The sequence below is a fragment of the Chromohalobacter sp. 296-RDG genome (assembly GCF_029889885.1).
In the GTDB taxonomy this organism is placed as follows: domain Bacteria; phylum Pseudomonadota; class Gammaproteobacteria; order Pseudomonadales; family Halomonadaceae; genus Chromohalobacter.
Genome location: NZ_JARANY010000045.1, coordinates 1 through 21,082 on the forward strand (window position 1 = coordinate 1; position 21,082 = coordinate 21,082).

A 21,082-nucleotide genomic window follows, 5' to 3' on the forward strand; every position below is an offset into this window, starting at 1 on the left:
CTTCCTGCTGGGGCCGTACTTCCTGAAGATCGTGTCGATTCGTCGCGACTTTCTCTACTCGAGCATCGCTGTGGTGGCGCTGGTGGGCAGCTATGTCGCGACCTACTCGACTTTCCAGATGGCCCTGGCGCTGGTGTTCGGCGTGCTGGCCTACTTCCTGCGCAAGCAGAAATATCCTACTGTCTGTCTGCTGCTGGGCTTCGTGCTCGGGCCGAGCCTGGAGGAATACTGTCGTCGCGCACTGTCGATCAATGACGGCAGCCCACTGGTCTTCCTGACCAGCCCGGATAGTCTGTTCTTCATCGCCCTGACAGCCGTCTTCTTCTACTTCATGGTGATTCGCAAGCCTGGGGAAAAAACGCTCAACACGACGTCTGGCTAAACCGCTGCCGAATGAAAACGCCGCAATCGTTATTTCTGGCGATTGCGGCGTTTTTGTATGCGTCGTTCGCACTGGAACGGCTGGCGGCAGCAGCTGGCGCTCAGGTTCCTGTCATGTGCAGTATATGGATCAAAACATCCAGAAGCTGGCCGAAAGCTACTCGGAAGATCTATCTTGAGGGGCTGTGCCCATAAGTCCGCAAATGACATATGGGCTTTCCTGGAGATTCACTACGACTCGTCGATTTTCCAGGCCTGCTTCAGCCGTGCCACGGTATGATCCCATTTTGGCGTCGTCGGCTTGCAGACGGTGTTCTGGTTGCCGAACAGACCAACTTCGCTGAACGCCCGGGAAGTTGGGAGCGAGGCCACCCAACGTACCGGTACGAGATATTCCGCAGCTTCCTCGTCATCGGCATCGATAGCTCGGTACAGATGCGGATAATCGTTGGCCGTCGTGATGTCCTGAAGTCGTGTACTGCCTTGATCTGTCTGCACCCTGAACTGATCGGCGCGGCAACGCTCGCCGGTCACTTCGGCTACGCCCACATAGCCAGTCTTGGGGATGTTGACCCAGACGCGGTCACCTTCGGACAGCATGGCGAGCGTTTTCGAGTACCAGGCCGCGCCGCCGCCGGCGATAAAGCCATAGTGGCGTGCCAGCTCCCAAGGGCGATTATCCCCGAAAGAGGCATAGAACTCGCCGTTCCATGGCTCCTTGCGTGTCTTACGAGTCGCTGGCTGGATTGGTTCGTCCGGGTCGATCATCCAGGCTCGACTCAGATAGCGGTTGCCCTGGTCTTCAAAAGAGGCGAAGAACATGGCGTTGATCGAGAGTTGAGCGTACTCGTTGAGGTAGTTGATGATCCGCTCGCTGCTGGCGTCGAGCTGAGTCGCCACGACCACCAACTGATGGTTCTCGTTGACCGTGACGCTATCCAGGGGAATGCCGAACTTGGCCTCGAAGGCGTCCTCGAGCGTCGTGTGAGGGCGCTGATAGCGCTCGGCGAAGGCCTGGTAGATCTCGATCAACTGGTAGTCGGCCAGCGTGACTACCCAGGAGGCATAGTCGATGGCCTGGGCCACCACATCGCGGGGCGTCTTGTCGCGCTTGAGCTCGATGATGATCATCGTGCCATTGGCGTCGATGGCCAGCAGGTCGATCAGCTTGTCGAAGCCGGTGCGCACCTGTCGCCCGATCAACAGCCAGTCCTGATTGAGGATCGAGACATCCTGCATGATTTGCTCTTCCAGCTGCCCCTCGTCGGCGAGTCCCATGGGCCGCAGCTTCTGCGGCTGCTCACCTGTACTGCCTGCCAGCTTCCAGATTCCTTGCTCGATCGCCATGTTAGCTCACTTATTCTAATTGGCTATATAAAACCCTTTGCACGCGTAGAAGGTAGCAATTAAGATACGCTTCAACACGGCCCCTATCGGTGCGACTGCTCGGCAGTAGCGCTGCTTAGGGGTTTTTTATTGCCGTTCTTTCCATTTCCAATCATGCCAGCCATCAATGATGCCCATTCCCTTGAGGTTAAGCCCGGTCGGCGTCAGGTCTGGAAAGCTAACCAATAGCTCGCTTAGACGCTGCCACCAAGTAGAGGTAGGGTTTGTCGTCATCAGCAAATGCTGAACGATGCAGAACAGTAGAAATGGGCGCGCCTGGACATGAGAGTCCTGCCAGGCGTGCTCGAAAAGCGGCACTTCTACCTGCGCGGGTTTTCGAGGCTGGTCGGCCATGTTCCGGTTCCAGAGACGGCTGTGATGTGCACAAACGTTGCGCAGATAATTAAGGCTGCGCAGCCAGGAAGCGAAGACACGACCGTTGCTGATTCCGTATCGAGCGGCGATGGCGTCCTGCTCGCGCTCGCGCATGCCACCAAACAGATGCGATAGCGTTCCGAAATCCCAAATCTCGCTAGCAATCCAGATCGGTACGGGCAAGCCATATTTCTTCTTGTGATGCTCGATGAAGGTCTCCTTCGAGCGATTGATCAGCCTCGCCTGGTTTTCCTGCCATTTATGCAGCGGCGTCAGTCCGGTTTTCTGATCGATTTTTTGGGCGAATTCATCGTGCAGCAGGGAAGGGTTCAGGTAGGCGTATGGATCCAACCGCCCCAGCGTATGCGCAATATCCACCCGCAGCCCGACCTCGATACGCTCAAGCCCGTCCAGTGCCAGCAGACGCAGGCGCTTATCGAACACGTAGAGGTCTACGGCTTGCTGGAAGGTGGCGCCAGGCTTGAACGTATCCAGCATCAGGTGGTCCGTTCTGCCTTTCTTGAGCATGGGCTTGCCGTTTTTGCTCAACGGAGAACATGCCCCCGAGCGCTCGCGAAAAGCATACCAATAACCGCTCAGGCGGTAGTAGCCGATCCGCTGCAAGTGGGCCAGAGCCCGCTGCTCATCGGTTATTGTCAGGCCTCGGTCTTTAAGCTGTTGTAGCTGTTCAAGGTAACTGAGCCAAGGTTTGTCGTAAGCCATCAGGACACCGCCTTTTCCACTACCGTTTCAGCGAGCTGGGCGCGGGTCTCGCCGGCCTCGCCTAGGCGGGCTTTGAGCTGGTCGCATAGAGCCATCAGTTCGTCGACTTTTTGAACGATACGGGATTGCTCTTCAATCGGAGGTAAGTAAACAGTATACGACCAAAGTTTCTCTGAAACTAACTTGCAAGTACCATGACTAGAGCGGTCTACAAGTTCGATCAGCTTGGGTTTCTCCGCTTGTAAGTACAAGAGAAGATAAAGGGTGATTTCCTCCGGCGGGACCAAGGCTTTCATGTCTTGGTTGATCGTGACTTCACGCCCACTGATCGCTACCGGGAAAGAGTGAGCCAAAATCATGCCTCGAACAACCATTAAAAGGCTATTTTTTGGCACTTTTTTCAATGTTGTCTGTTGCAGCGCCTGTTCTGTGACTTTTTTTTGAGAATCTTGGATGACAGAGAGTTTCATGTCTTTTGGAGAAACCCAAGGGATATTTCCCTCCCAAAATCCTGCATTGGACTTGGTTGGTGTAGATCCACCAAGAATTTCCCCAAGATTACCCAAAGTAACTTCAGTCCATCCAGAAAGAAAATAAGATTTTCCTTCGATACCATATCGGTTCAGAAGATGAATCGCTGGCTCATCATCAGGATCCTGCTCCACCAGTCGCCCCATCACTGCCAGCTGGAGGATGGTCTGCTTGAGTTTGTCGATGCTGGCCTCAGAAGTGAAGAGGGTATCGAAGTGCTCGGCCACGCGGGCCCAATTCTCGGCTAGCTCGGCAGCATCGGCGGAGCGGGTGAGGGCATCGAGCAGGGTGTCGACCAGCACTTCTTGGGCGTCTAGCTGATCGCCGACTTGCTTCTCCAGCCGGTCGCAGAGAGCCATTAGCTCGTTGACTTTGGCCACGATGCGATGTTGTTCATCAATGCACGGTGTGGCAACTGGTATAGATGACAGTCGAGCTTGATTCAGCTTAGGAACGGTCATCCCGGTGATATACTGGTTTAAGTCGGCGGCAGCTAGGAAATAAACTAGGTATTCATCGGCGATAGCTTTCCTGTTTGGCCTTAAAACATGGGCGTGATTGTTTACCCAGGTCTTGCCTGAAATCGGAAAGGCTGTTCCTTCTCCCTTGTCCCACTTGGCACCGTCCTCACCGACTAGTACCAATGGTTCGTCAAATAGGTAGTCGTCAACATAGTCTACAATGCCAGAAGCACCATAATATGGATATAGGCCATCTTTTCGTGCCGATTTTGTTATGGGCTTACGCTGGCTATCGAGGTTTTTAGCTATTTCACCTAGCCTTGTCCACGTCCAGCTCCTCGGTATATTGAAAGGCTGCTCATCTGGCGCAATCTCGCCTGATACCGTTTGGCGTCCCCTTGTTTTAGGCGGCGTATGGTTTTTTCGGAGCCTGAGAAGTAATTCACTGAAAGAAGTATCTTCAGGAGATTGAGGGGCAAGCTTGCCGCGCACGGCGAGCTCCAGAATAAGCTCGCGCAGCTTTTTGATGCCGGTCAGCTCGATTTTCCCGTTCTTACCCGATGTGCCACGCCCGGTACCGCTCTTGTGGGTAACAGCGCTGGTCCAGAGGTCGAGGTGGTCGGTGATCAGCTTATGTGCACTCATGCCTGGCCTTCCGTATCTCGGGTGAGGGCGGTACCGAGGATGGCCTTGAGCTGGTCGCGGAGTTCTTGAATTTCCGCCTGCTGTTGGGCGTACTGCTCAAGCAGCTCGTCCGGGTCGTGGCTGACTTCTTCGCCTTGCCAGGGGTTCTTGATATCCAGGTTATAGTTTCGCGCCTTGATCTCGTCGATGCCGATCTTCCAGGCCTGCTCCGTTTCCTGGCGGCTAGCGAAGCCGTCGGCTTCGTCGCCCCACCAGTCGATCTCGGTCGCGAACTCCTCGAAGCGCATTGGGCGCGTCTTGTTGTAGTTCTTGTAGCCTTCGGGATAGGGGTGTTCGTAGTACCAGATGTTCTCGGTGGGCTGGCCTTTGGTGAAGAACAGCAGGTTGGTCTTGATTCCGGTATACGGGTTGAACACGCCATTGGGCAGGCGAACGATGGTGTGCAAGTTGCACTCGTTCAGCAGCTTTTCCTTAAGCCGGGTTTTCATGCCCTCCCCGAACAGAAAGCCGTCCGGCAGCACCACGGCGGCGCGGCCGCCGGGTTTCAGCAGGCGGATGAATAGCGTCATGAACAGGTCGGCGGTCTCGCGGGTGCGGAATTCCGCCGGGAAGTTGCTCTCGATGCCGTCTTCCTCGGTGCCGCCGAACGGTGGGTTGGCGACGATGACATTGACCCGCTCACCCGGCCCCCAGTCCCGGTAGGGGCGGTTCAGCGTGTTGTCATGGCGAATCTGGCTGGGTACCTCGATGCCGTGCAGGATCATGTTGGTGGTAGCCAACAAGTGAGGCAGTGGCTTCTTCTCCCAACCATAGAGGCTGTATTGCAGCGCCTGCTCGTCGGCGGGCGTCTGCACGTAATGCTTGCGCTTGTGCTCGATGGCACAGGTGAGAAAGCCGCCGGTACCACAGGCGGGGTCCATTACGCTCTCGGCAAGCTTGGGATCGACGCGATTGACCATGAACTCCGTCACGGCGCGCGGGGTGTAGAATTCCCCGGCGTTGCCGGCGCTCTGCAGATCCTTGAGGATCTGCTCGTACATGTCGCCGAAGGCATGCCGCTGCTGGGAGGCGTTGAAGTCGATGCCGTCCTGGATGCGGTTGATCACCTGGCGCAGCAGATGGCCGGACTTCATGTAGTTGTAGGCATCTTCGAACACGCTGCGTATCACGGCGGCGCGGGCATCGCTCCCGGCATCCAATTGCTGCAAACCGGGGAAGAGGGTGTTGTCGATAAAGTCCTTCAACGCCTCGCCGGTGATGCCCTCCGGATTGGCGGCCCAATTACTCCAGCGTAAATGCTCGGGAATGGGGCTCACGTAGTCGTCGTAGACCACTTCCCATTCCTGTTCGCGGTCATCGTAGATCTTCAGAAACAGCATCCAGACCAGCTGGCCGATGCGCTGGGCATCGCCGTCGACACCGACGTCCTTGCGCATGATGTCTTGAATGCTCTTGATGGTACTGCTGATGCTCATGGGAATCCCGTTTCAATAACCAGAAGCGCGCCAGCGGAGCCGCTGGCGCGCAGAATGCGACGTATTGTACCTAGCCCGGTCAGACGGCTGTAGCGGCATCGGCGTAGAGTGTTTCTTCGAGCTCCCGCACGGCCTCGCGATAGCCTGCTTTGCCGCCGAAGGCCTGGGTCAACTCCACCGTGGTGCCAAGCCGGTCCAGCGGCGTCACCTGCAGCACCTTGGTGTCTTCGATGGTGGCTACGCCGCTATCGGCGTATTTGTCGAGCAGGGCATCCAGTACGGCGCGCGCCTGGCCCTCATAGCGCGCGAAGTAATCCGACTGGCGCGCCTTGGCCGCGCGCTGGCGGCGAGTCAACGCGGGGTGGCCGTAGACGATGTGCACGATGGCATCGAAGGGATCCGGCGTATCACCAAGGGTCTTCTCGACTTCGCTGGTGAGCTCTTCCCAGAACACGCCTTGACCGGCCAACTCATCCAGCACGGCCTGCTTGCGTTCGCTGGCTTCCCAGCGGCGCAGAAAGTCTTTCAGGGTGGCGTAGTGGGCGCGCACCGTCCTGCGGGTGTAGTCGGTAAGCTCTTCGGTGATCAGCTTGCCATCCGGTCCCAGGTACTGCACACGACGCCCGATGACGGCCACGCTGACATCATTGACCACATATTTGCTTGGAGGCTCGCCAAGGCCGTCCGTGCCGTCGTCGCCATCACCCAGTGGCGGATCATAAGGATCTGACGTTGATTTGCCGTCCGGTGAATCGCTGCCGTCCTCCGGGGCGTCGTCTTCGCCCTCGTCTTCAGAAGCATCGTCATCGGGCAGCAGCGGATCGCCGTCGCTGGGCACATAGACCTGCTCGGGCTCGCCATCGAAGGCGGGGTCGGCGAACAACTCCGTTGCCTTGCGGAAGTCGAGAATGGTGAACCAGAACTTGTCGTGCTCGGCGTCGATGCGCGTGCCGCGCCCGATGATCTGCTTGAACTCGGTCATTGACTGAATGCGCTGGTCGAGCACGATCAACTTGCAGGTCTTGGCGTCGACACCGGTGGTCATCAGCTTGCTGGTCACCGCGATGACGGGGTAGGGCTCCTCGGGATCGGTAAAATGGTCCAGCTCGGCCTTACCCTCGAGCTCGTCCCCAGTGATGCGCATCACGTACTTGCGGTTCTTCGCGACCTGCTTCGGGTTGAGGTTGACCAGCGCCTGGCGCATTCGCTCGGCATGGTCGATGTTCTCGCAGAACACAATGGTCTTCTGCATCGGGTCGGTCTGGGCCAGATAATCGGTGATGGTCCGCGCGACCAGCTCGGTGCGCTGGGTCAGGATCAGGTTGCGGTCGAAGTCGCGCAGATTGTAGATGCGATCCTCGATCAGCTCGCCGTGGATATCGGTTTGACCATCGCTGGGGCGCCAGCCTTGCAGGTCGCGGTCCAGGTCGACCCGAATCACCTTGTAGGGCGCCAGGTAGCCGTCGTCGATGCCCTGCTTGAGCGAGTAGGTGTAGATGGGCTCGCCGAAGTAGTGGATGTTGGAAACCTCGGTGGTTTCCTTGGGCGTCGCGGTCAGCCCGATATGGGTAGCGCCGCTGAAGTAGTCCAGGATGGCGCGCCAGGCGGAGTCTTCGGCGGCACTGCCTCGGTGGCACTCGTCGATTACGACCAGATCGAAGAAGTCCGGCGAGAACTGCTTGTAGATGTTCTGTTCTTCTTCGCTGCCGGTAACGGCTTGGTACAGCGAGAGGTAGATCTCGTGTGATTTCTCGATCTGGCGCTTGGTGATCTTGGTCATCGCCTGGCCAAAGGGCTTGAAATCGCCTCTCTTGGTTTGGTCAACCAGGGCGTTGCGGTCGGCGAGGAACAAGATGCGCTGCTTGCGGCCGGCCTTCCATAGCCGCCAGATCAACTGGAAAGCGGTGTAAGTCTTACCGGTGCCTGTGGCCATTACCAGCAGCAGACGATTCTGCCCTTTGGCGATGGCCTCAACCGTGCGATTGATAGCCACCGCTTGGTAGTAACGGGGTGCACGGCCGCTGCCGTCATTGAAGAAGGGCTGTTCGATGACTGGGCGCGTCTCTTCATTTAGGCCTTTCCAGCGGCGATACCCGTGCCAGAGGGTATCCGGCCCCGGTAGTTGATCAAGCGCCAGCTCGGTCTCGGCCTGATCGAACACCAGACGGTGCGGGTCGCTGAACAGAAAGCCGCTGCCATTGGAGCTGATGGCGAAAGGCACATCGAGCTTTTCCGCGTAGGCCTGCGCCTGTTGCATGCCATGGGCCAGGCTATGGCTGGCATCCTTGGCCTCGATGACAGCGATGGGCTGGTTCTTCTGAAAACACAGCACGTAGTCCGCTCGACGTGGGTGTGAGCGGTGATGCATGCGGCCCCGCACGATGATGCGGCCGTCACTGACCGGGTACTCTTCGCGAACCTGGGTATGAAGATTCCACCCCGCCTGCTGGATGGCCGGTGTGATGAACTTGGTACAGATATCCCGTTCGCTGAAAGCTTGCTTGGTCATAGCGGCTTCCCTGCTGCGTTCATAGATTACTTATAAATTTTTACGCTAGGTTACGTGAAACTGAGCAGATACGCATGGTGCGTGGGCATCACTCTCAAGGGGCATTCGTCTAGTGCCTGTATGGGCCGGCTGCTTGGAGAAGGCAGGACCTACGTCAGCGAGGTGGACGCCGGCAAGCCCATGATTTCGAGAAGCAACGCCTCGCTGGGGAAGGTGGTCACCGACGCTGTACTCGATAGCATGAGCGATCATGAGAGCACAGTGTGTTGTTGTGGTGAATGAGGAAAGCAGAACGGCAATTTGGGCGGATTCAAACTCCAAGCGCAACACTATTGGTGTGTTGAAGGTTCGGACACCGACTTCTTGAGAATTTCCGCATACACTTCCAATGGCGTCTTCGCATCCAAGGCCTCTCGAGGCCTCGTGTTGAGTGAATCTGCCATCTCGTCGAGTTCCTCTTGGGTGTAAACCGATAGATCTGTGCCCTTGGGTAGATACTGTCGAAGCAGGCCGTTGGTATCCTCATTCGACCCTCGCTGCCATGGGCTGTGTGGATCGGCGAAGTAGATGGCCGTCCCTGTGCGCTGTGTGATTGTCGCATGCTTGACCATCTCGCTCCCCTGGTCATAGGTCATCGACAGCCGCAAAGCGCGTGGCACACGGTTCAGCTTGTCACTAAAGCCGACCACGGCGTCCGTTGCCGTGGTGCTATCCATTTTGACCAGGATCAGGAACCGTGTCGTACGTTCTACCAAGGTCCACACAGCAGATCGATTGCTGGCTCCCATGATGAGGTCTCCTTCCCAATGCCCCGGCATGAGTCGATCTTCGATCTCGGGTGGCCGAAGATGAATACTGACCAGGTCTGGGATCTGATGGCGGCGATCCTTACCACGACTACGTGGACGTCTCTTCCCCTTGCCCTGCCGAAGGCAAGCAATGAGCTCCTTTTTCAGCGAGCCTCGTGGCATCACATAGAGCGCGTTGTAGATAGATTCGTGTGAGACTTGGCGTGTCGCGTCATCTGGGTACATACGCTTCCGTGTGAGGGCGATTTGCTTGGGCGACCAGTACTTACGTAACAGATAGGTCACCAGGTCGCATAATGGTGTCCCAGGACGCAGCTTTGATGGTCGCCGTGGTAGACGCCGCGACAGTGTTGCTCTGAAGCCCGCGAGGCTAGCGTCGTCGCCTGGTTGCGTGGGTACCGTATGTCGAGCCAGCCCCCGAGAAATGGTACTGACAGCGCGCCCAAGGTGCTGTGCGATGGCACGTATCGAGTAAGCGCCACGCATCAGCATGATAGTGGCACGTTCTTCAGCGGTAAGGTGGCAGTAGCAATGAGTCATGGGGATAACGTACCTGATGGTTCAGGTGTTGCACTTGTTCATTGAGTCCGCCGAGTGCCTGCCGAGTCGCGGTGGGCGTGATCCGTGGAGGTCGACATGAAAGCGCTTGTCTATGAGGGAGTGGGGCAGCGGGCCTGGAAGGAGAGGGAGCGGCCCGCAATCGAGCAACCCACGGATGCCGTCGTGTGGGTGACGCATACCACCATTTGCGGCACCGACCTGCACATCCTCAAGGGCGATGTGCCGGCGGTGACGTCGGGCCGTACTCTGGGGCATGAGGGTATCGGGGTGATCGAGGAGGTCGGCGGGGGCGTCAGTGGCCTCGCGGTCCTGATCTCTTGCATCACGTCGTGCGGGCACTGCGATTACTTTAAGCAGGACATGTATGCGCATTGCCGCGATGACGGGTGGATTCTCGGTCATACGATCGATGGTACCCAGGCCGAGATCGTGCGCATTCCGCATGCCGCCAACAACAGCATCGGCGAGCGGCCTGGTCAGCGCTACGCCATCTCATTCGCTGCCTACGCCATATCGTCGGACGCATCCAGTACCCGAAGAACGCAAACCAAGCCAGGCGTTGACGAAGAGGGTCAGCAGGATCAACGAACCGCCGAAGAGGGTGGCGTGTGGAGGTTGTTCACCCAGCCACCACCAGGCCCATAAAGTGCCCAGCAAGGTTTCCACCAGATAGAAAAGAGCCACCTCCGTCGAAGGCAGATAACGCGTCGCACTATTGATCAATGCAGTGGCCAGTGGCATCTGCAATAGCCCCATCAGGGCGAGAACGCCATAGCTTTGCGGGGCGAGTGCCAGTGGCGTCGCCATCGGCAAGGCCACCACTGCCGATATACCTCCGCCGATGGCAATAGGCGGAATCCTGTCGATATGGGGATAACGGCGTAACAGGGTCAGGTTGCCACCGATAGCCGCCGCCGCAATCAGCGCATAGATATCGCCGACAAACCCTTCTCCACTGAGGGAGCCAAAGAAGACTAGTAGCATCCCTAACATGGCCAACGCGATTGCTAACCAGGTGCGCAACGCCACTGGCTCAAGCAGGAAACACCGCGTGAAAAAGGCAGCAAAAAGCGGTGCAGAACTCAGGATGACGACGACATTCGCCACTTTGGTATTCATGACAGCGAGCACGAATAGGCAAGACATCACGGCTAACAGTAGCGCGGAAGCCAATGACTTACCGAGGTGGCCGCGCAAGGTCGTCAACCGATGTCCTCTCAGACACAGCAAGCCGAGCGATAACCCCATCAGGCCGCCTCGCCAGAAGATGATGTTCCAGCCGTCGGTAGCTGCCAGGCGAACCAGCAGGCTGTCGATGCTTAGGACAGTAACGCCGATAGTGACTAGGAGCAGGCCGCGCCCGTGATCGTTAAATGAGAAAGACATCCAGTGTACTCCCGGTCGTGGAGATAACATGCTCATCTGATAGGCGGCATGCTAATACAGCCAACAACTAGTCGGTATCGAAATCACCCATCCAATCCGGTACAGGTGGTGGAAGACGCAAGAAGTCGTTGGTGTAGTGCCTGCTATGGTATTTGCCGGAGTCTATGGGACTGTTCTTGTCACGCCGCGTCTAAAGGTTCGCGCGACACGGGCAAGGGCGAAGCCTGTACTTCACGTGGTCTGTCTGTCCCCAGTGTCCTCTATTGTGTGAGAGGCCGTGTCGAGACTCTGGCGAGCCCTAGGGAGCAAAGGGTGATGAAAGTGCTTACCCATGAGGGCGCGGAGTTACGGCTTGGAAGGAGAGGGCGCAATCCCTGGCGACGCGAGGTATGAAAAAGGGGCCCGCAGGCCCCTTCCGTTTCTCGGCATGCCGGAGAACGGTTACTGCGCGGTGATGGTCTTGGTGACCAGCTCACCGTCCATCTTGATGGGGCCGTCTTTCTGGGCGCCGAGGGTGTACTCGAACACGCCGGGCTCCATGCCGCCTTCTTCGCTGTGGACCATCAGCATCAGGTGATCGCCGGCACTGACGTCTTCAGTCAGCAGCGCGGTGACGTCCATGTTTTCGCCTTCCTTGAGCGGGGCGTGACCGACCACGGGGCCTGGCTTCATGCTCTCGTCGGTGCGGTGGACCACCAGCCAGCCGTTGCTGTCCGCCGTGACCTTTTCCGCGATGACCGTGCCGCCGGAGACGGACTGATCGTCGGCCCAGACCTGTGGGTGCATGTCACCGTGCATTTCCGCCTGGGCCAGGGAGGCGCCGGCGAGCAGGGTGGCGGATACGAATGCGCTTGCCATGAATTTGGTCATCATCATTCTCTCCTTGAGTTCCGAGCACGCCCCATCGTTGCGAAGTAGTTGGATGGGCGTGCTTCTAGTTACGAGGAGAGCGCGCACAAGGTTTCACCTCGGTGCGAAAAAAATCACAAGTGATGCGATACCGCGTCCCGATCGGTGGGATAGAGGTAGCCGTGAATCGCGCGGCCCGTCGGCTGGCCGGTGGGAGAGCCGCCCGGTGGTTCGATGCTGATGCCGAAGGTGGCCTGCTTGAGCAGGTCGGAGTCGTAGTCGCTGAGGGCGTCGGCCGGCAGGCTCAAGTCGTCGTTCAACACGCCCACCGAGCGGGGCTTGGGCCCGAGCGAGTCGGCCTTGATCCATAGCTGGTAGGTGCGGTCCGGTAGCGGCTTGGCCGTCACCGGTCGTACGTCGAGCCGGCGGCTGTCGAGGTCGACGGAAAGCATGAAGGCGGGCTGCTGGTCGTCCTGCTGGAATACGGCCACGAAGGGTGGTTCTTGCGGCGATTCACCGAGGGGCGCGAGCAGAAGCACGGCTAGCACCAGCGCCGCGGCCGTCGCCAGGGCGGTGCTTCCGCGCCAGAATCCCAGGCGGCGGCGCAGTACGATTAGCTGCGCTGTACCGCTTGCGTCGGCTTCCGGCTCAGGTTTTGTTCGAGAAGTCGTCTCGAGCTCGTCGAGGCGACGCTCGATCCTTGCCAGCAGGTCCGGCCCCGGAGCGACCGTCCGGACTTCGTCACCGAGCGGGGCGAGACGGGCTTCCCAGGCGTGAATGCGAGCGTCCAGGTCGGTGTCGTGCTCTCGCCGTTGTGCCACCTCGGCGCGTTCGTCGGCCTCGAGGGGGCCTAGCACGTATTCGGCAGCCAGCATGTCGATATCGTCGTGATCGGTCATGGTGCCAGACATCCCTTGAGTTGCTTCAAGGCTCGATGGAGCCAGGTCTTGACGGTATTCACCGGTTGTTCGAAATACGTCGCCAGGTCGGCGCGTGACCAGCCGTCCAGATACGCAAGGCGCACCATGTCCTGCCGGTCGGTCTCGAGCTCCTCCAGGCAGGCGTGCAACCGCCGGGCGTCCTGCTCATATTCGATGTGTTCGCGGGCACTGGGCGTGTCGGCGGCCATGTGCGACAGCGTATCTTCCGACTCGTGTGGTGCTCGGGGCTGGCGGCGCAGCTCGTCGATGGCGGCATGGCGGGCGATGGCCACCATCCAGGCAATCGGCGAGGCTCGCTCGGCTTCGAATTGTGTCGCTTTCTGCCAGATCGTGACATACGCCTCCTGGACGACGTCGTCCGTCCGCCCCTGTTCCTTCAAGATACGTAGCACCGTGCCGTAGAGTTTCGCCGAGGTGGCCTCGTAGAGTTGGGCGAAGGCCCGGCGGTCACTCTGGGTGACACGTAGGAGCAGGTCGTGCAGGCGGTCTCCGGACGCGGAGGACGTGGACGAGCTGTCGTCTTGCGGGGTCGCGGAGAGCCTGGAGGCATTGGACATACCACATTCCCTGTTGTCGTCGTTGGGCATGCTGCCAGCGGTGCGTCTTGCATCGGCGCCAACGCGAGGCAGTGTGCAAAACCCCCGACGCTATGACAAGCAAGGGCTGTGCGACTCTTGATCGAGGCGGTGTAGGCCCGGCTCCATAGCCGGCAGGCTCAGTGGGTACAGGGTGCCTCACGCTCTGCCTTAAAGTTTACGCGTAATGTGTCGATACGTATGGCATAGGGCATCGGTGCCATGCTCCTTCCCGTTCGAATCCTATCCTAAACGAGATCGTTTCCATGTTGTCTTGCTTGCCCATGTGCTACCACGTGGTAGGCGGTGCCGTATCGGCGTCGTTGCCTTTTGCATGTTTCCCCAACGAGCCGTCACGGCGGGAGGTGTGAGCATGCATTTCAAGTCGATTCGCACCCTGGTCGCGACGCTCGTCGGGGCTTGCATCGTGGTGCTGGTGGTGGCCTTGGTCGGCTATGCGACCTTTGCTAATTCTCGCTCGGCGGAGGTCGTCGACCAACAGACCCGTGAGTTGCTCGAGCAGAACATCGAACAGCGTCTGGATGCCGTGGCCTCGACCCAGGCCGAGCGGATCAAGACCCGCCTGAATCAGGCACTGGGTCAGGCGCGTAACCTGGCCTCGCTCAATGAGCTGATGGGCGAGGATGAGGGCGTCTCGCTGACCCGCGAGGAGCTGTCGAACGTCGTCCGTGACACGGTGGCGGAAAACTCCGATCTGTTGGATGCTTTCATCGGTTGGGAGCCCAACGCCTTCGGTAATGACAGCGATTACACGGGCCGTGAAGACGCAGGCTATGGCTCCAATGGCCGCTTCATGCCGTGGTGGTATCGCACCGAGGATGGTGATATCGAGGTGCTGCCTCTCGGCGAGACAATGGAAAGCGAGACGCTTCAGGACAGCGGCGTGCGCGAGGGCGAATACTATCTATGCCCACGCGAGACCCAGGCGCCCTGTGTCATCGATCCCGCGCCGTACGATTACAACGGCAAGACCTTAATGGTGACCTCGTTCAACGTGCCGGTAATGGTCGATGGCGAGTTCCGGGGCAGCGCTGGTGTCGATCTGTCGGTAGACTTTATCCAGACCCTGTTGAATGAGGCTAATCGGACGCTATTTAACGGTGCCGGAGAAATGGCGCTGATCGCGCCGCGCGGTGGCGTGACCGCCTATACCGGGCATGGCGAGACGGCGGGCAAGCAAGCCGAGGCTGTCTTCGATGAGGCCATTAGCGCGAAGCTGGAGCGTGTCAGCGCGGGCGATCCGGTACGCGACGCTTCGGGCGAGATGATCGAGCTGTACTGGCCGTTCCAACTGATGGAAGGCAGCGAGCCGTGGAAGGTGATGATTCGTCTACCGGCCGATGTGGTCATGGCGGGTGCCGATAACCTTCAGGCGGCTCTCGAGGATCAGCGCCAGGCCGATATGATGGGCATGATCGCGGTGGGTGCGGTCATCGCGATGCTGGGGTTGGTGGTGAGTTGGTTGCTGGGCGGCAGCCTGTCGCGGCCGTTGCGCCAATTGGCCGGGCGCATGCGCGATATCGCCTCCGGCGGCGGCGACCTGACCCAGCGTTTGCCGGTGCGCGGGCGTAACGAGATCGCCGAGCTGGCCACGCAATTCAACGCCTTCGCCGACAAGATGAACGATGTGCTGCTGGATGTCCGCGACAGCAGCGATTCGGTCCGAGTGGCGTCCTCGGAGATCGCCTCGGCGAGCCAGGATCTCGCCGGCCGCACGGATACTACTGCCTCCAGCTTGCAGGAAACCTCGGCTTCGATGGAGGAATTGACCAGTACCGTCTCGCATACTGCGGACTCGGCGAGTCAGGCCAGCGCCCTGGCCGAATCGGCCAGTCAGTCAGCGACGCGCGGTGGCGAGGTCGTTGGAGACGTGGTCAAGACCATGGACGAGATCGAAACGGCTTCGCAGCAAGTCGCCGAGATCGTCACCACCATGGATGGCATCGCCTTCCAGACCAATCTGCTGGCCCTGAACGCTTCCGTGGAGGCGGCGCGTGCCGGCGAGGAAGGGCGTGGCTTCGCAGTGGTCGCCAGCGAGGTGCGCCAGCTCGCCACGCGCAGTGCCGAGGCGGCGCGTGAGATCAAGTCGTTGATCGACAATGCTTCGAGCAAGACTCAGAGCGGTGCCGAACTGGCGCGTAGCGCAGGCACGGCGATGAATGAGATCGTCGATGGCGTGACGCGCGTCACGGATGTGCTCAACGAGATCAGCGCCGCGACCAGCGAACAGCGTGACGGTATCGGCCAGGTCAACGTGGCGGTTACCGATCTGGACAACATGACGCAGCAGAACGCCGCCATGGTCGAGGAAAGCGCCACTGCCGCCGCCGAGCTCAAGGCCCAGTCACAGCGCCTCGCCGAGACCGTCGGCGCCTTCACTCTGCGCGAGCGTGACCAGGGTGCGAGCGAACCCGCCGCCTTGCCGAGTGCTTCCCGCACGAGCTGACGCATCACGACAATATGCCACGACCAGAAACCGCCGGATCGACCGGCGGTTTTTTGTGGTTCGGTTGGATGGCTGTGCTTGGGCGAGCGATAAGCGCTCTAGATGATCAGCCGTTGCTTGGTACTTGAAACATGTTGGTACTTGAAACATGTTGGTATTTAAAACATGGGCTTAAAGAGTCTGCCAGGGAGATGTCTGGGGTTCTGCGAGGACCTCGTCGATGATCGTTAGTGCTTGCGCTAGCGATTCACGGTCGACGGGCGGTCCTAGGCACAGCCGTAGAGCTTGAGGCGCTGGTTCGCTTCCCATGCAGAATGGCTCTGGGGTGGAGACCTTGACGCCACGTCGTGCTAGCAGGATCTGCAACTCGCTGCTGCGCCGCCCTGACGGCAGTGGTAACCATACTATCGACGACCCCTCGTGGCTTAGCGGTTCATAGGTGGCCAAGTGCTCCAGCACTAGTTCGCGGCGGGCGGCAAGCTCATCGATCTGCCAATGCAATAGTTCTCGACTGCCAGGATCCTCCATCCAATGACAGGCCGTTTCCACCATCAGGGGTGGCGTCATCCAGCTCTGAGCGCGGATCGCCGTTCCGAGGCGTTCCAGGAGGCGTTCTGGCACTGTAAGACTGCCAATGCGTAGCCCACCGGTCAGTACCTTGGAGGTGCTGAAGATGTGCAACGTGCGCTCCGGGGCCAGCGTGACGAGCGGCGTGCCACGGTTGGCTAAAGGCAGGTATTGCACGGCGTCTTCAATCAGCCAGATGTCGTGCTCGCGCGCCAAGGCCACCAGCTGCTCGCGGCGTGTTTCATCGAGCTGGGCCCCTGTCGGATTGTTGAGGTCTGGAGTGGTGTAGAGAACACGCGGTGGTTGTCGAGCGCACAACCGGGCGAGGGCATCGACGTCCAGGCCGTTGGCGTCCATTGGCACTGCCATCAATCGTAGATGGGCCTGCTGGGCGGCGGAGATGAACCCTGGATACGTAAGGGCATCCCCCGCCACCAGGTCACCTGGTTGGGAGAGTACCTGCAGGGCGAGCTGGATGCCGTGCTGACCACCTTGCGTAATCACCAGCCGACTCGGGTCGTCGGGGAAACCGAGACTACCTTGCCAGGCGGCGATTCGCGCCCGCTGAGTCTCGTTACCGGCCTCGGGTTGATATTCCGTGGCGACCTGGAGGGCGCCGGGTGAGGCGGTGATGTGCTCAAGCGCGCGTTGCAGGCCTTGGGCTCTTGATGGGTGGGGCGGCGGCAGACTCATGCCCATGTCGATCATGCCTCGATCGAGAGGCTCACCGGCGCGGAAGCTGGTAGGAGCTTCCTCGATCGATTGGCGCACATAGGTACCGCTGCCAACTCGAGAGTCTAACCAGCCCTGGTGGTGGGCCGTGGCGTAGGCGCGGGTGATGGTACCGATGGTGACGCCTAGTCTATCGGCCAACTGGCGCTGGGGCGGTAGCTTATCACCGGGGGTGAGTTCGCCAAGTTCAATTCCCTTGGCAATGGCCTCGGCGATACGCCGGTAGCGTGGGCCGCCTTCAGGCAGCTCGGGTGTCCAAATTGTCATGGTGACAATAAAACCTTTGACGCCTTTATTGTACCCATTATGCTCGAAATAGTCGGTGAATTGAAACCAATTATGAAAAATTGTAGGGGTACAATTAAGATGGAAACCTTGGCTCTCCTCGGGCCTGCCGCCCTGTTCATGATCGCTATGACCATCACGCCAGGCCCCAACAACATGATGCTCACCGCGTCTGGGGCCAATTACGGCTTTCGACGTACCTTGCCGCATCTATTGGGTATCATAGGTGGCTGCTTTTTGTTGTTTTCGTCGTTGGCCCTGGGGTTGGGTGTCGTATTCGAGCGTTTCCCGCTGATGCAGACGTTGCTGCGCGTCATCGGCAGCCTTTATCTCCTGTATCTGGCCTGGGGGATTGCAACGGCGCCGCCACCCTCCTTCGATGCGAGCGAAGGACGACCGCTCAGCTTTTGGCAAGCAGCCGCCTTCCAATTCGCCAATCCCAAGGCTTGGGTAATGGGATTGACGTTAATGGCGAGTTTCCTGCCCGAGGACGGCAACACCGTCGTCAATGCGCTCGTATTGGCGGGTTTCGCTGAACTCGTGGGATTTCCTTGCATCGCGCTTTGGGCGGGCTTTGGCACGGCCATTGGCCGCTGGCTCAAGGGGCCACGCGCCTGGAGAGTGTTCAATGGGACCATGGGGGCGCTCACTGCCGCCTGCGTGATCTTCATCCTCGGTTGAAGACTAAGCAACTCACCGGTCACTTTGCCGAGCGACGCACACGCACGCTGATGCGTGGTTTGAGTGTGCCTCAGCCGAAAACCGCCGGTTTCTCACGTAGGGAGAAAGGCGCGCGCCGTGACGATAAACGTTGCGTTACGACGCGCGCCGCCCCACAATGCGCCGCAGCGGAAGGGGAGTATTCCCGACGCGGGCCGCCCGGCCCGTCAGTTCGCGTTGTCATCGTCAGCACGGGCGCAACGCCCCGGTGACAGCGGCTCGGAACTCATACCGAGCGGGAGAGACCTTCGGCAACGTTGACCGTTGACCGGAGGTAAACCTATGTACGTCCCCCTGTGGGTATGGCTGGCCACTGTGGCTGGCATCATTGCGCTGTTCGTTTTCGATTTCGTCTCTCATGTCCGTAAGCCGCACGAACCGAGCTTCAAGGAATCGGCCGCGTGGTCGTGCGTGTATATCGCCTTGGCCATAGTATTCGGCGCAGGGCTCTGGTGGGTGTGGGGCGCACAGCACGGCGCGGAATATTTTGCCGGCTTCATCACCGAGAAAAGCTTATCGGTGGATAATCTGTTCGTGTTCGTGATCATCATGAGCAAGTTCGCGGTGCCGCGTATCCATCAGCAGAAAGCGCTGTTGATCGGTATCGTCCTCGCCCTGGTCATGCGCGGGGTCTTCATTGCCGTGGGCGCGGCGGCAATCCATCAGTTCAGTTGGGTGTTCTATATCTTCGGCGCCTTCCTGCTATGGACGGCCTACAAGTTGGGTAAGGAAAGCTTCGAAGACAGTGATGAAGAAGAGGAATACCGCCCCAATCTGGCGGTGCGTCTGGCGCAGCGCTGGCTGCCTATCACCAAGGAATATCACGGCCAACGCCTGATCACGAAGGTCGATGGCACGCGCCTGGTCACGCCGCTTTTCATGGTGATTGTGGCGTTGGGTTTCACCGATCTTGTGTTCGCGCTGGATTCCATTCCCGCCATCTATGGACTGACGCGTGAGCCGTATATCGTCTTCACGGCTAACGCTTTCGCGTTGCTGGGATTGTTGCAGCTTTACTTCCTGCTGGGAGGCTTGCTGTCACGCCTGGTCTATCTGGGGCTTGGACTGTCGGTGATCCTGGGCTTCATCGGCGTCAAACTGGTTCTCGAGGCACTGCACGAGAATACGCTGCCGTTCATCAACGGTGGTCATCCCATCGAAGCGATTCCCGAGATCCCCATCTGGCTGTCGATGACCATCATCATTGGCACGCTGGTGATCACTGGCGTGGCGAGCTTGCTCAAGGACCGCCGTGACCGGGCCCGTGCTTAACGCTACCGCTTTTGCCTGACACCGCCTATAACAGAAAGGCGGCGTCAGGTGTCGTCGTACCCATATAGGGTATGCAGTAAGCCGCGCAGCTCGTCCATCGAGCGCGCGGACGTGTCCTGGGGTGGTTGCATGCCGCGTTGGAATCCGTGCTCGAGTAGCGGTTCGATCAGTGCGCGATCGCCACTGATGATGTGGACGGGGACCTCGCGGCTGGGCGTAACACCTAGCATACCTGGTGCGGCCTGATGATCGCCGAGCAGGATCAGTAGGGTCTCGTCGTTCACGTAACGCTCGGCGTATTCCCTCGCGACCGACAGCGAATAGGCCAGCGCCGGGCCGTAGCGTTGCTGCATGCCGGCGTTGTCTCCCCAAAGCTCGAGGAAGTCGCTGCCTTCACCTTCCCAGCGCGCGAAGGCTTGGCCGTCGTCGAGTTCGTCCCAGGGCAGCGGCTCGATCACCGGTACCCAAGGCGCGTGGCTGCTAATCAGAGCCAGCTCGGCGAACAGCGGCTCACTATGCTCGCGGCGTACCTGGCGCAGGCGATGCCAGACGAACTGATCGGGTATCGTCACCCAGCCCAGGCGCGGGCCGCGATAGTCGAGCCGTGCGTCGTCGTGAATCTCGTCGTAACCGAGTCGCCGTCCTGCCGGCCAGTCGCGATAGATCGCCGGCATCATGGCGACACTGGTATGCCCTGTACGCTCCAAGTCGTCGATCAAGGTGGCTCGAGGGCTTTCGAGGAAGAGGTCGTAGCGCAATGTGGAGTCGACCCATAATCCGCTGAGTACGCTGGCATGCGCCAGTCGTGACTGCCCGCCAAGCGTGGGCGATACGAGCCGGCCGCTGGCCACGCTGAGCCCGGCTTGTGCGAAGGCCTCGGCCATGGCATCGAGTCGGGCGTTCACCGGCCCGGCAAAAGGCTCACGTTCGAGTGCGGCCATGCCATAGGATTCCACGAACGCCAGAATAACGTCGTGCCCTTCAAGTGCGGGCAAGGGCTGACCGCCCGGCGCATCGAGCGGGGATTCACGTGTCGACAGGCGTGCGTCGAAATCGCGCAGCGAGGCGCGGGTCTCGTAGGCGCGGGTGGCCTGGTCGGTGAGCAGCGTGATGCCGGGTGTGCCGACGGGGGCCGCGTCGCGCCATAAGACGAGCAGCGCCAGCCCCGCGCCGAGTATCAGCGTGCCCCAGGCACAGCGGCGAGGTGCGCCGTGGCGCGGTAGGCTCGCCAGCAGATGCCCCAAGCCCAGGCCGATAGCCAGCAGCGCCAGGAGCGTCGCGGTCACCAGTGCGATACTGATCGGTAGGCCTAGGTTGTCGCGCAACAACTCCAGCAGGATCGGTACCTGCGAGGGATCGAGATAGAGGTTGAGTGGCCGGCCCTGGATCTCCTGGGTGATCGTATCGCCCAGCGCACAGGCCAGTGCCAGCA

16 protein-coding genes and 1 pseudogene are annotated in these 21,082 nt (G+C 59.5%); 5 read left to right on the forward strand and 12 right to left on the reverse strand.

Translation table 11 applies throughout. The features are described from left to right. On the forward strand, nucleotides 1-382 hold a 382-nt coding region (locus OP495_RS13255; RefSeq protein WP_280569880.1), incomplete at its 5' end, for a tripartite tricarboxylate transporter permease. 230 nt (nucleotides 383-612) lie between these two features. Here OP495_RS13255 and OP495_RS13260 read toward each other — a convergent pair. The 6 genes from OP495_RS13260 to OP495_RS13285 all read right to left on the reverse strand — a co-directional run bounded on the left by OP495_RS13260 (nucleotide 613) and on the right by OP495_RS13285 (nucleotide 9,835). Further along, entirely contained in the window at nucleotides 613-1,728 is a 1,116-nt protein-coding gene (locus tag OP495_RS13260) for an endonuclease NucS domain-containing protein (RefSeq protein WP_280561744.1), read from the reverse strand. A 126-nt stretch (nucleotides 1,729-1,854) separates the two neighbouring features. Beyond that, a complete protein-coding gene (locus OP495_RS13265) occupies nucleotides 1,855-2,865 on the reverse strand; it encodes an Abi family protein (protein ID WP_280561743.1) in 1,011 nt (336 codons plus the stop codon). Continuing rightward, complete coding sequence (locus tag OP495_RS13270; protein WP_280569882.1) at nucleotides 2,865-4,502, reverse strand: restriction endonuclease subunit S; 1,638 nt, start codon at nucleotides 4,500-4,502, stop codon at nucleotides 2,865-2,867. The genes OP495_RS13265 and OP495_RS13270 overlap by 1 nt, the downstream gene beginning before the upstream one ends. Beyond that, entirely contained in the window at nucleotides 4,499-5,977 is a 1,479-nt protein-coding gene (locus tag OP495_RS13275; protein WP_280561741.1) for a class I SAM-dependent DNA methyltransferase, read from the reverse strand. Before OP495_RS13275 ends, OP495_RS13270 begins: the two co-directional genes overlap by 4 nt. Nucleotides 5,978-6,056: 79 nt before the next feature. Further along, a complete protein-coding gene (locus OP495_RS13280) occupies nucleotides 6,057-8,486 on the reverse strand; it encodes a DEAD/DEAH box helicase family protein (protein WP_280561740.1) in 2,430 nt (809 codons plus the stop codon). A gap of 329 nt (nucleotides 8,487-8,815) precedes the next feature. After that, on the reverse strand, nucleotides 8,816-9,835 hold the full coding sequence (locus OP495_RS13285) for an IS30 family transposase (RefSeq protein WP_280561739.1): 1,020 nt from the start codon (nucleotides 9,833-9,835) through the stop codon (nucleotides 8,816-8,818). Nucleotides 9,836-9,931: 96 nt separating this feature from the next. On the opposite strand from OP495_RS13285, the pseudogene OP495_RS13290 reads away from it, so the two are divergent. Continuing rightward, a pseudogene (locus tag OP495_RS13290) lies at nucleotides 9,932-10,291 on the forward strand (alcohol dehydrogenase catalytic domain-containing protein); the annotation flags it as partial. Nucleotides 10,292-10,348: 57 nt separating this feature from the next. On the opposite strand, the gene OP495_RS13295 reads toward OP495_RS13290, so the two are convergent. The 4 genes from OP495_RS13295 to OP495_RS13310 all read right to left on the reverse strand — a co-directional run bounded on the left by OP495_RS13295 (nucleotide 10,349) and on the right by OP495_RS13310 (nucleotide 13,589). Continuing rightward, complete coding sequence (locus OP495_RS13295) at nucleotides 10,349-11,242, reverse strand: DMT family transporter (RefSeq protein ID WP_280569884.1); 894 nt, start codon at nucleotides 11,240-11,242, stop codon at nucleotides 10,349-10,351. 441 nt (nucleotides 11,243-11,683) lie between these two features. Beyond that, nucleotides 11,684-12,115 carry a hypothetical protein gene (locus tag OP495_RS13300; protein WP_280569885.1) on the reverse strand — a complete coding sequence of 144 codons (432 nt, stop codon included), beginning with the start codon at nucleotides 12,113-12,115 and terminating at the stop codon, nucleotides 11,684-11,686. Nucleotides 12,116-12,225: 110 nt separating this feature from the next. Next, nucleotides 12,226-12,990, reverse strand: a complete 765-nt coding sequence (locus OP495_RS13305) for an anti-sigma factor (RefSeq protein ID WP_280569887.1) — start codon at nucleotides 12,988-12,990, stop codon at nucleotides 12,226-12,228. Further along, nucleotides 12,987-13,589, reverse strand: coding sequence for a sigma-70 family RNA polymerase sigma factor (locus tag OP495_RS13310; protein WP_280569889.1), 603 nt, complete (start codon nucleotides 13,587-13,589; stop codon nucleotides 12,987-12,989). The genes OP495_RS13305 and OP495_RS13310 overlap by 4 nt, the downstream gene beginning before the upstream one ends. Nucleotides 13,590-13,980: 391 nt before the next feature. On the opposite strand from OP495_RS13310, the gene OP495_RS13315 reads away from it, so the two are divergent. After that, nucleotides 13,981-16,074, forward strand: coding sequence for a methyl-accepting chemotaxis protein (locus tag OP495_RS13315; RefSeq protein WP_280561733.1), 2,094 nt, complete (start codon nucleotides 13,981-13,983; stop codon nucleotides 16,072-16,074). Nucleotides 16,075-16,245: 171 nt separating this feature from the next. On the opposite strand, the gene OP495_RS13320 is transcribed toward OP495_RS13315, so the two are convergent. Next, entirely contained in the window at nucleotides 16,246-17,640 is a 1,395-nt protein-coding gene (locus tag OP495_RS13320) for a PLP-dependent aminotransferase family protein (protein ID WP_280569891.1), read from the reverse strand. 99 nt (nucleotides 17,641-17,739) lie between these two features. Here OP495_RS13320 and OP495_RS13325 point away from each other — a divergent pair, with 99 nt between their 5' ends. Together OP495_RS13325 and OP495_RS13330 are read left to right on the forward strand one after the other, a co-directional pair. Then, on the forward strand, nucleotides 17,740-18,339 hold the full coding sequence (locus OP495_RS13325) for a LysE family translocator (RefSeq protein ID WP_280569894.1): 600 nt from the start codon (nucleotides 17,740-17,742) through the stop codon (nucleotides 18,337-18,339). A gap of 321 nt (nucleotides 18,340-18,660) precedes the next feature. Further along, nucleotides 18,661-19,650, forward strand: coding sequence for a TerC/Alx family metal homeostasis membrane protein (locus tag OP495_RS13330; protein ID WP_280569896.1), 990 nt, complete (start codon nucleotides 18,661-18,663; stop codon nucleotides 19,648-19,650). A gap of 44 nt (nucleotides 19,651-19,694) precedes the next feature. On the opposite strand, the gene OP495_RS13335 is transcribed toward OP495_RS13330, so the two are convergent. Next, nucleotides 19,695-21,082, reverse strand: a 1,388-nt coding sequence (locus OP495_RS13335; protein WP_280569899.1) for an alkaline phosphatase, incomplete at its 5' end; no start/stop codon positions are given.

Excerpts from the sequence above, each read along its gene's own strand:
- OP495_RS13260 (WP_280561744.1), bottom strand. The coding sequence starts at position 1,728 with ATGGCGATCGAGCAAGGAATCTGGAAGCTGGCAGGCAGTACAGGTGAG.
- OP495_RS13330 (WP_280569896.1), top strand. The coding sequence starts at position 18,661 with ATGTACGTCCCCCTGTGGGTATGGCTGGCCACTGTGGCTGGCATCATT.
- OP495_RS13305 (WP_280569887.1), bottom strand. The coding sequence starts at position 12,990 with ATGACCGATCACGACGATATCGACATGCTGGCTGCCGAATACGTGCTA.
- OP495_RS13300 (WP_280569885.1), bottom strand. The coding sequence starts at position 12,115 with ATGATGACCAAATTCATGGCAAGCGCATTCGTATCCGCCACCCTGCTC.
- OP495_RS13285 (WP_280561739.1), bottom strand. The coding sequence starts at position 9,835 with ATGACTCATTGCTACTGCCACCTTACCGCTGAAGAACGTGCCACTATC.
- OP495_RS13315 (WP_280561733.1), top strand. The coding sequence starts at position 13,981 with ATGCATTTCAAGTCGATTCGCACCCTGGTCGCGACGCTCGTCGGGGCT.
- OP495_RS13280 (WP_280561740.1), bottom strand. The coding sequence starts at position 8,486 with ATGACCAAGCAAGCTTTCAGCGAACGGGATATCTGTACCAAGTTCATC.
- OP495_RS13320 (WP_280569891.1), bottom strand. The coding sequence starts at position 17,640 with ATGACAATTTGGACACCCGAGCTGCCTGAAGGCGGCCCACGCTACCGG.
- OP495_RS13325 (WP_280569894.1), top strand. The coding sequence starts at position 17,740 with ATGGAAACCTTGGCTCTCCTCGGGCCTGCCGCCCTGTTCATGATCGCT.
- OP495_RS13265 (WP_280561743.1), bottom strand. The coding sequence starts at position 2,865 with ATGGCTTACGACAAACCTTGGCTCAGTTACCTTGAACAGCTACAACAG.
- OP495_RS13310 (WP_280569889.1), bottom strand. The coding sequence starts at position 13,589 with ATGTCCAATGCCTCCAGGCTCTCCGCGACCCCGCAAGACGACAGCTCG.
- OP495_RS13270 (WP_280569882.1), bottom strand. The coding sequence starts at position 4,502 with ATGAGTGCACATAAGCTGATCACCGACCACCTCGACCTCTGGACCAGC.
- OP495_RS13295 (WP_280569884.1), bottom strand. The coding sequence starts at position 11,242 with ATGTCTTTCTCATTTAACGATCACGGGCGCGGCCTGCTCCTAGTCACT.
- OP495_RS13275 (WP_280561741.1), bottom strand. The coding sequence starts at position 5,977 with ATGAGCATCAGCAGTACCATCAAGAGCATTCAAGACATCATGCGCAAG.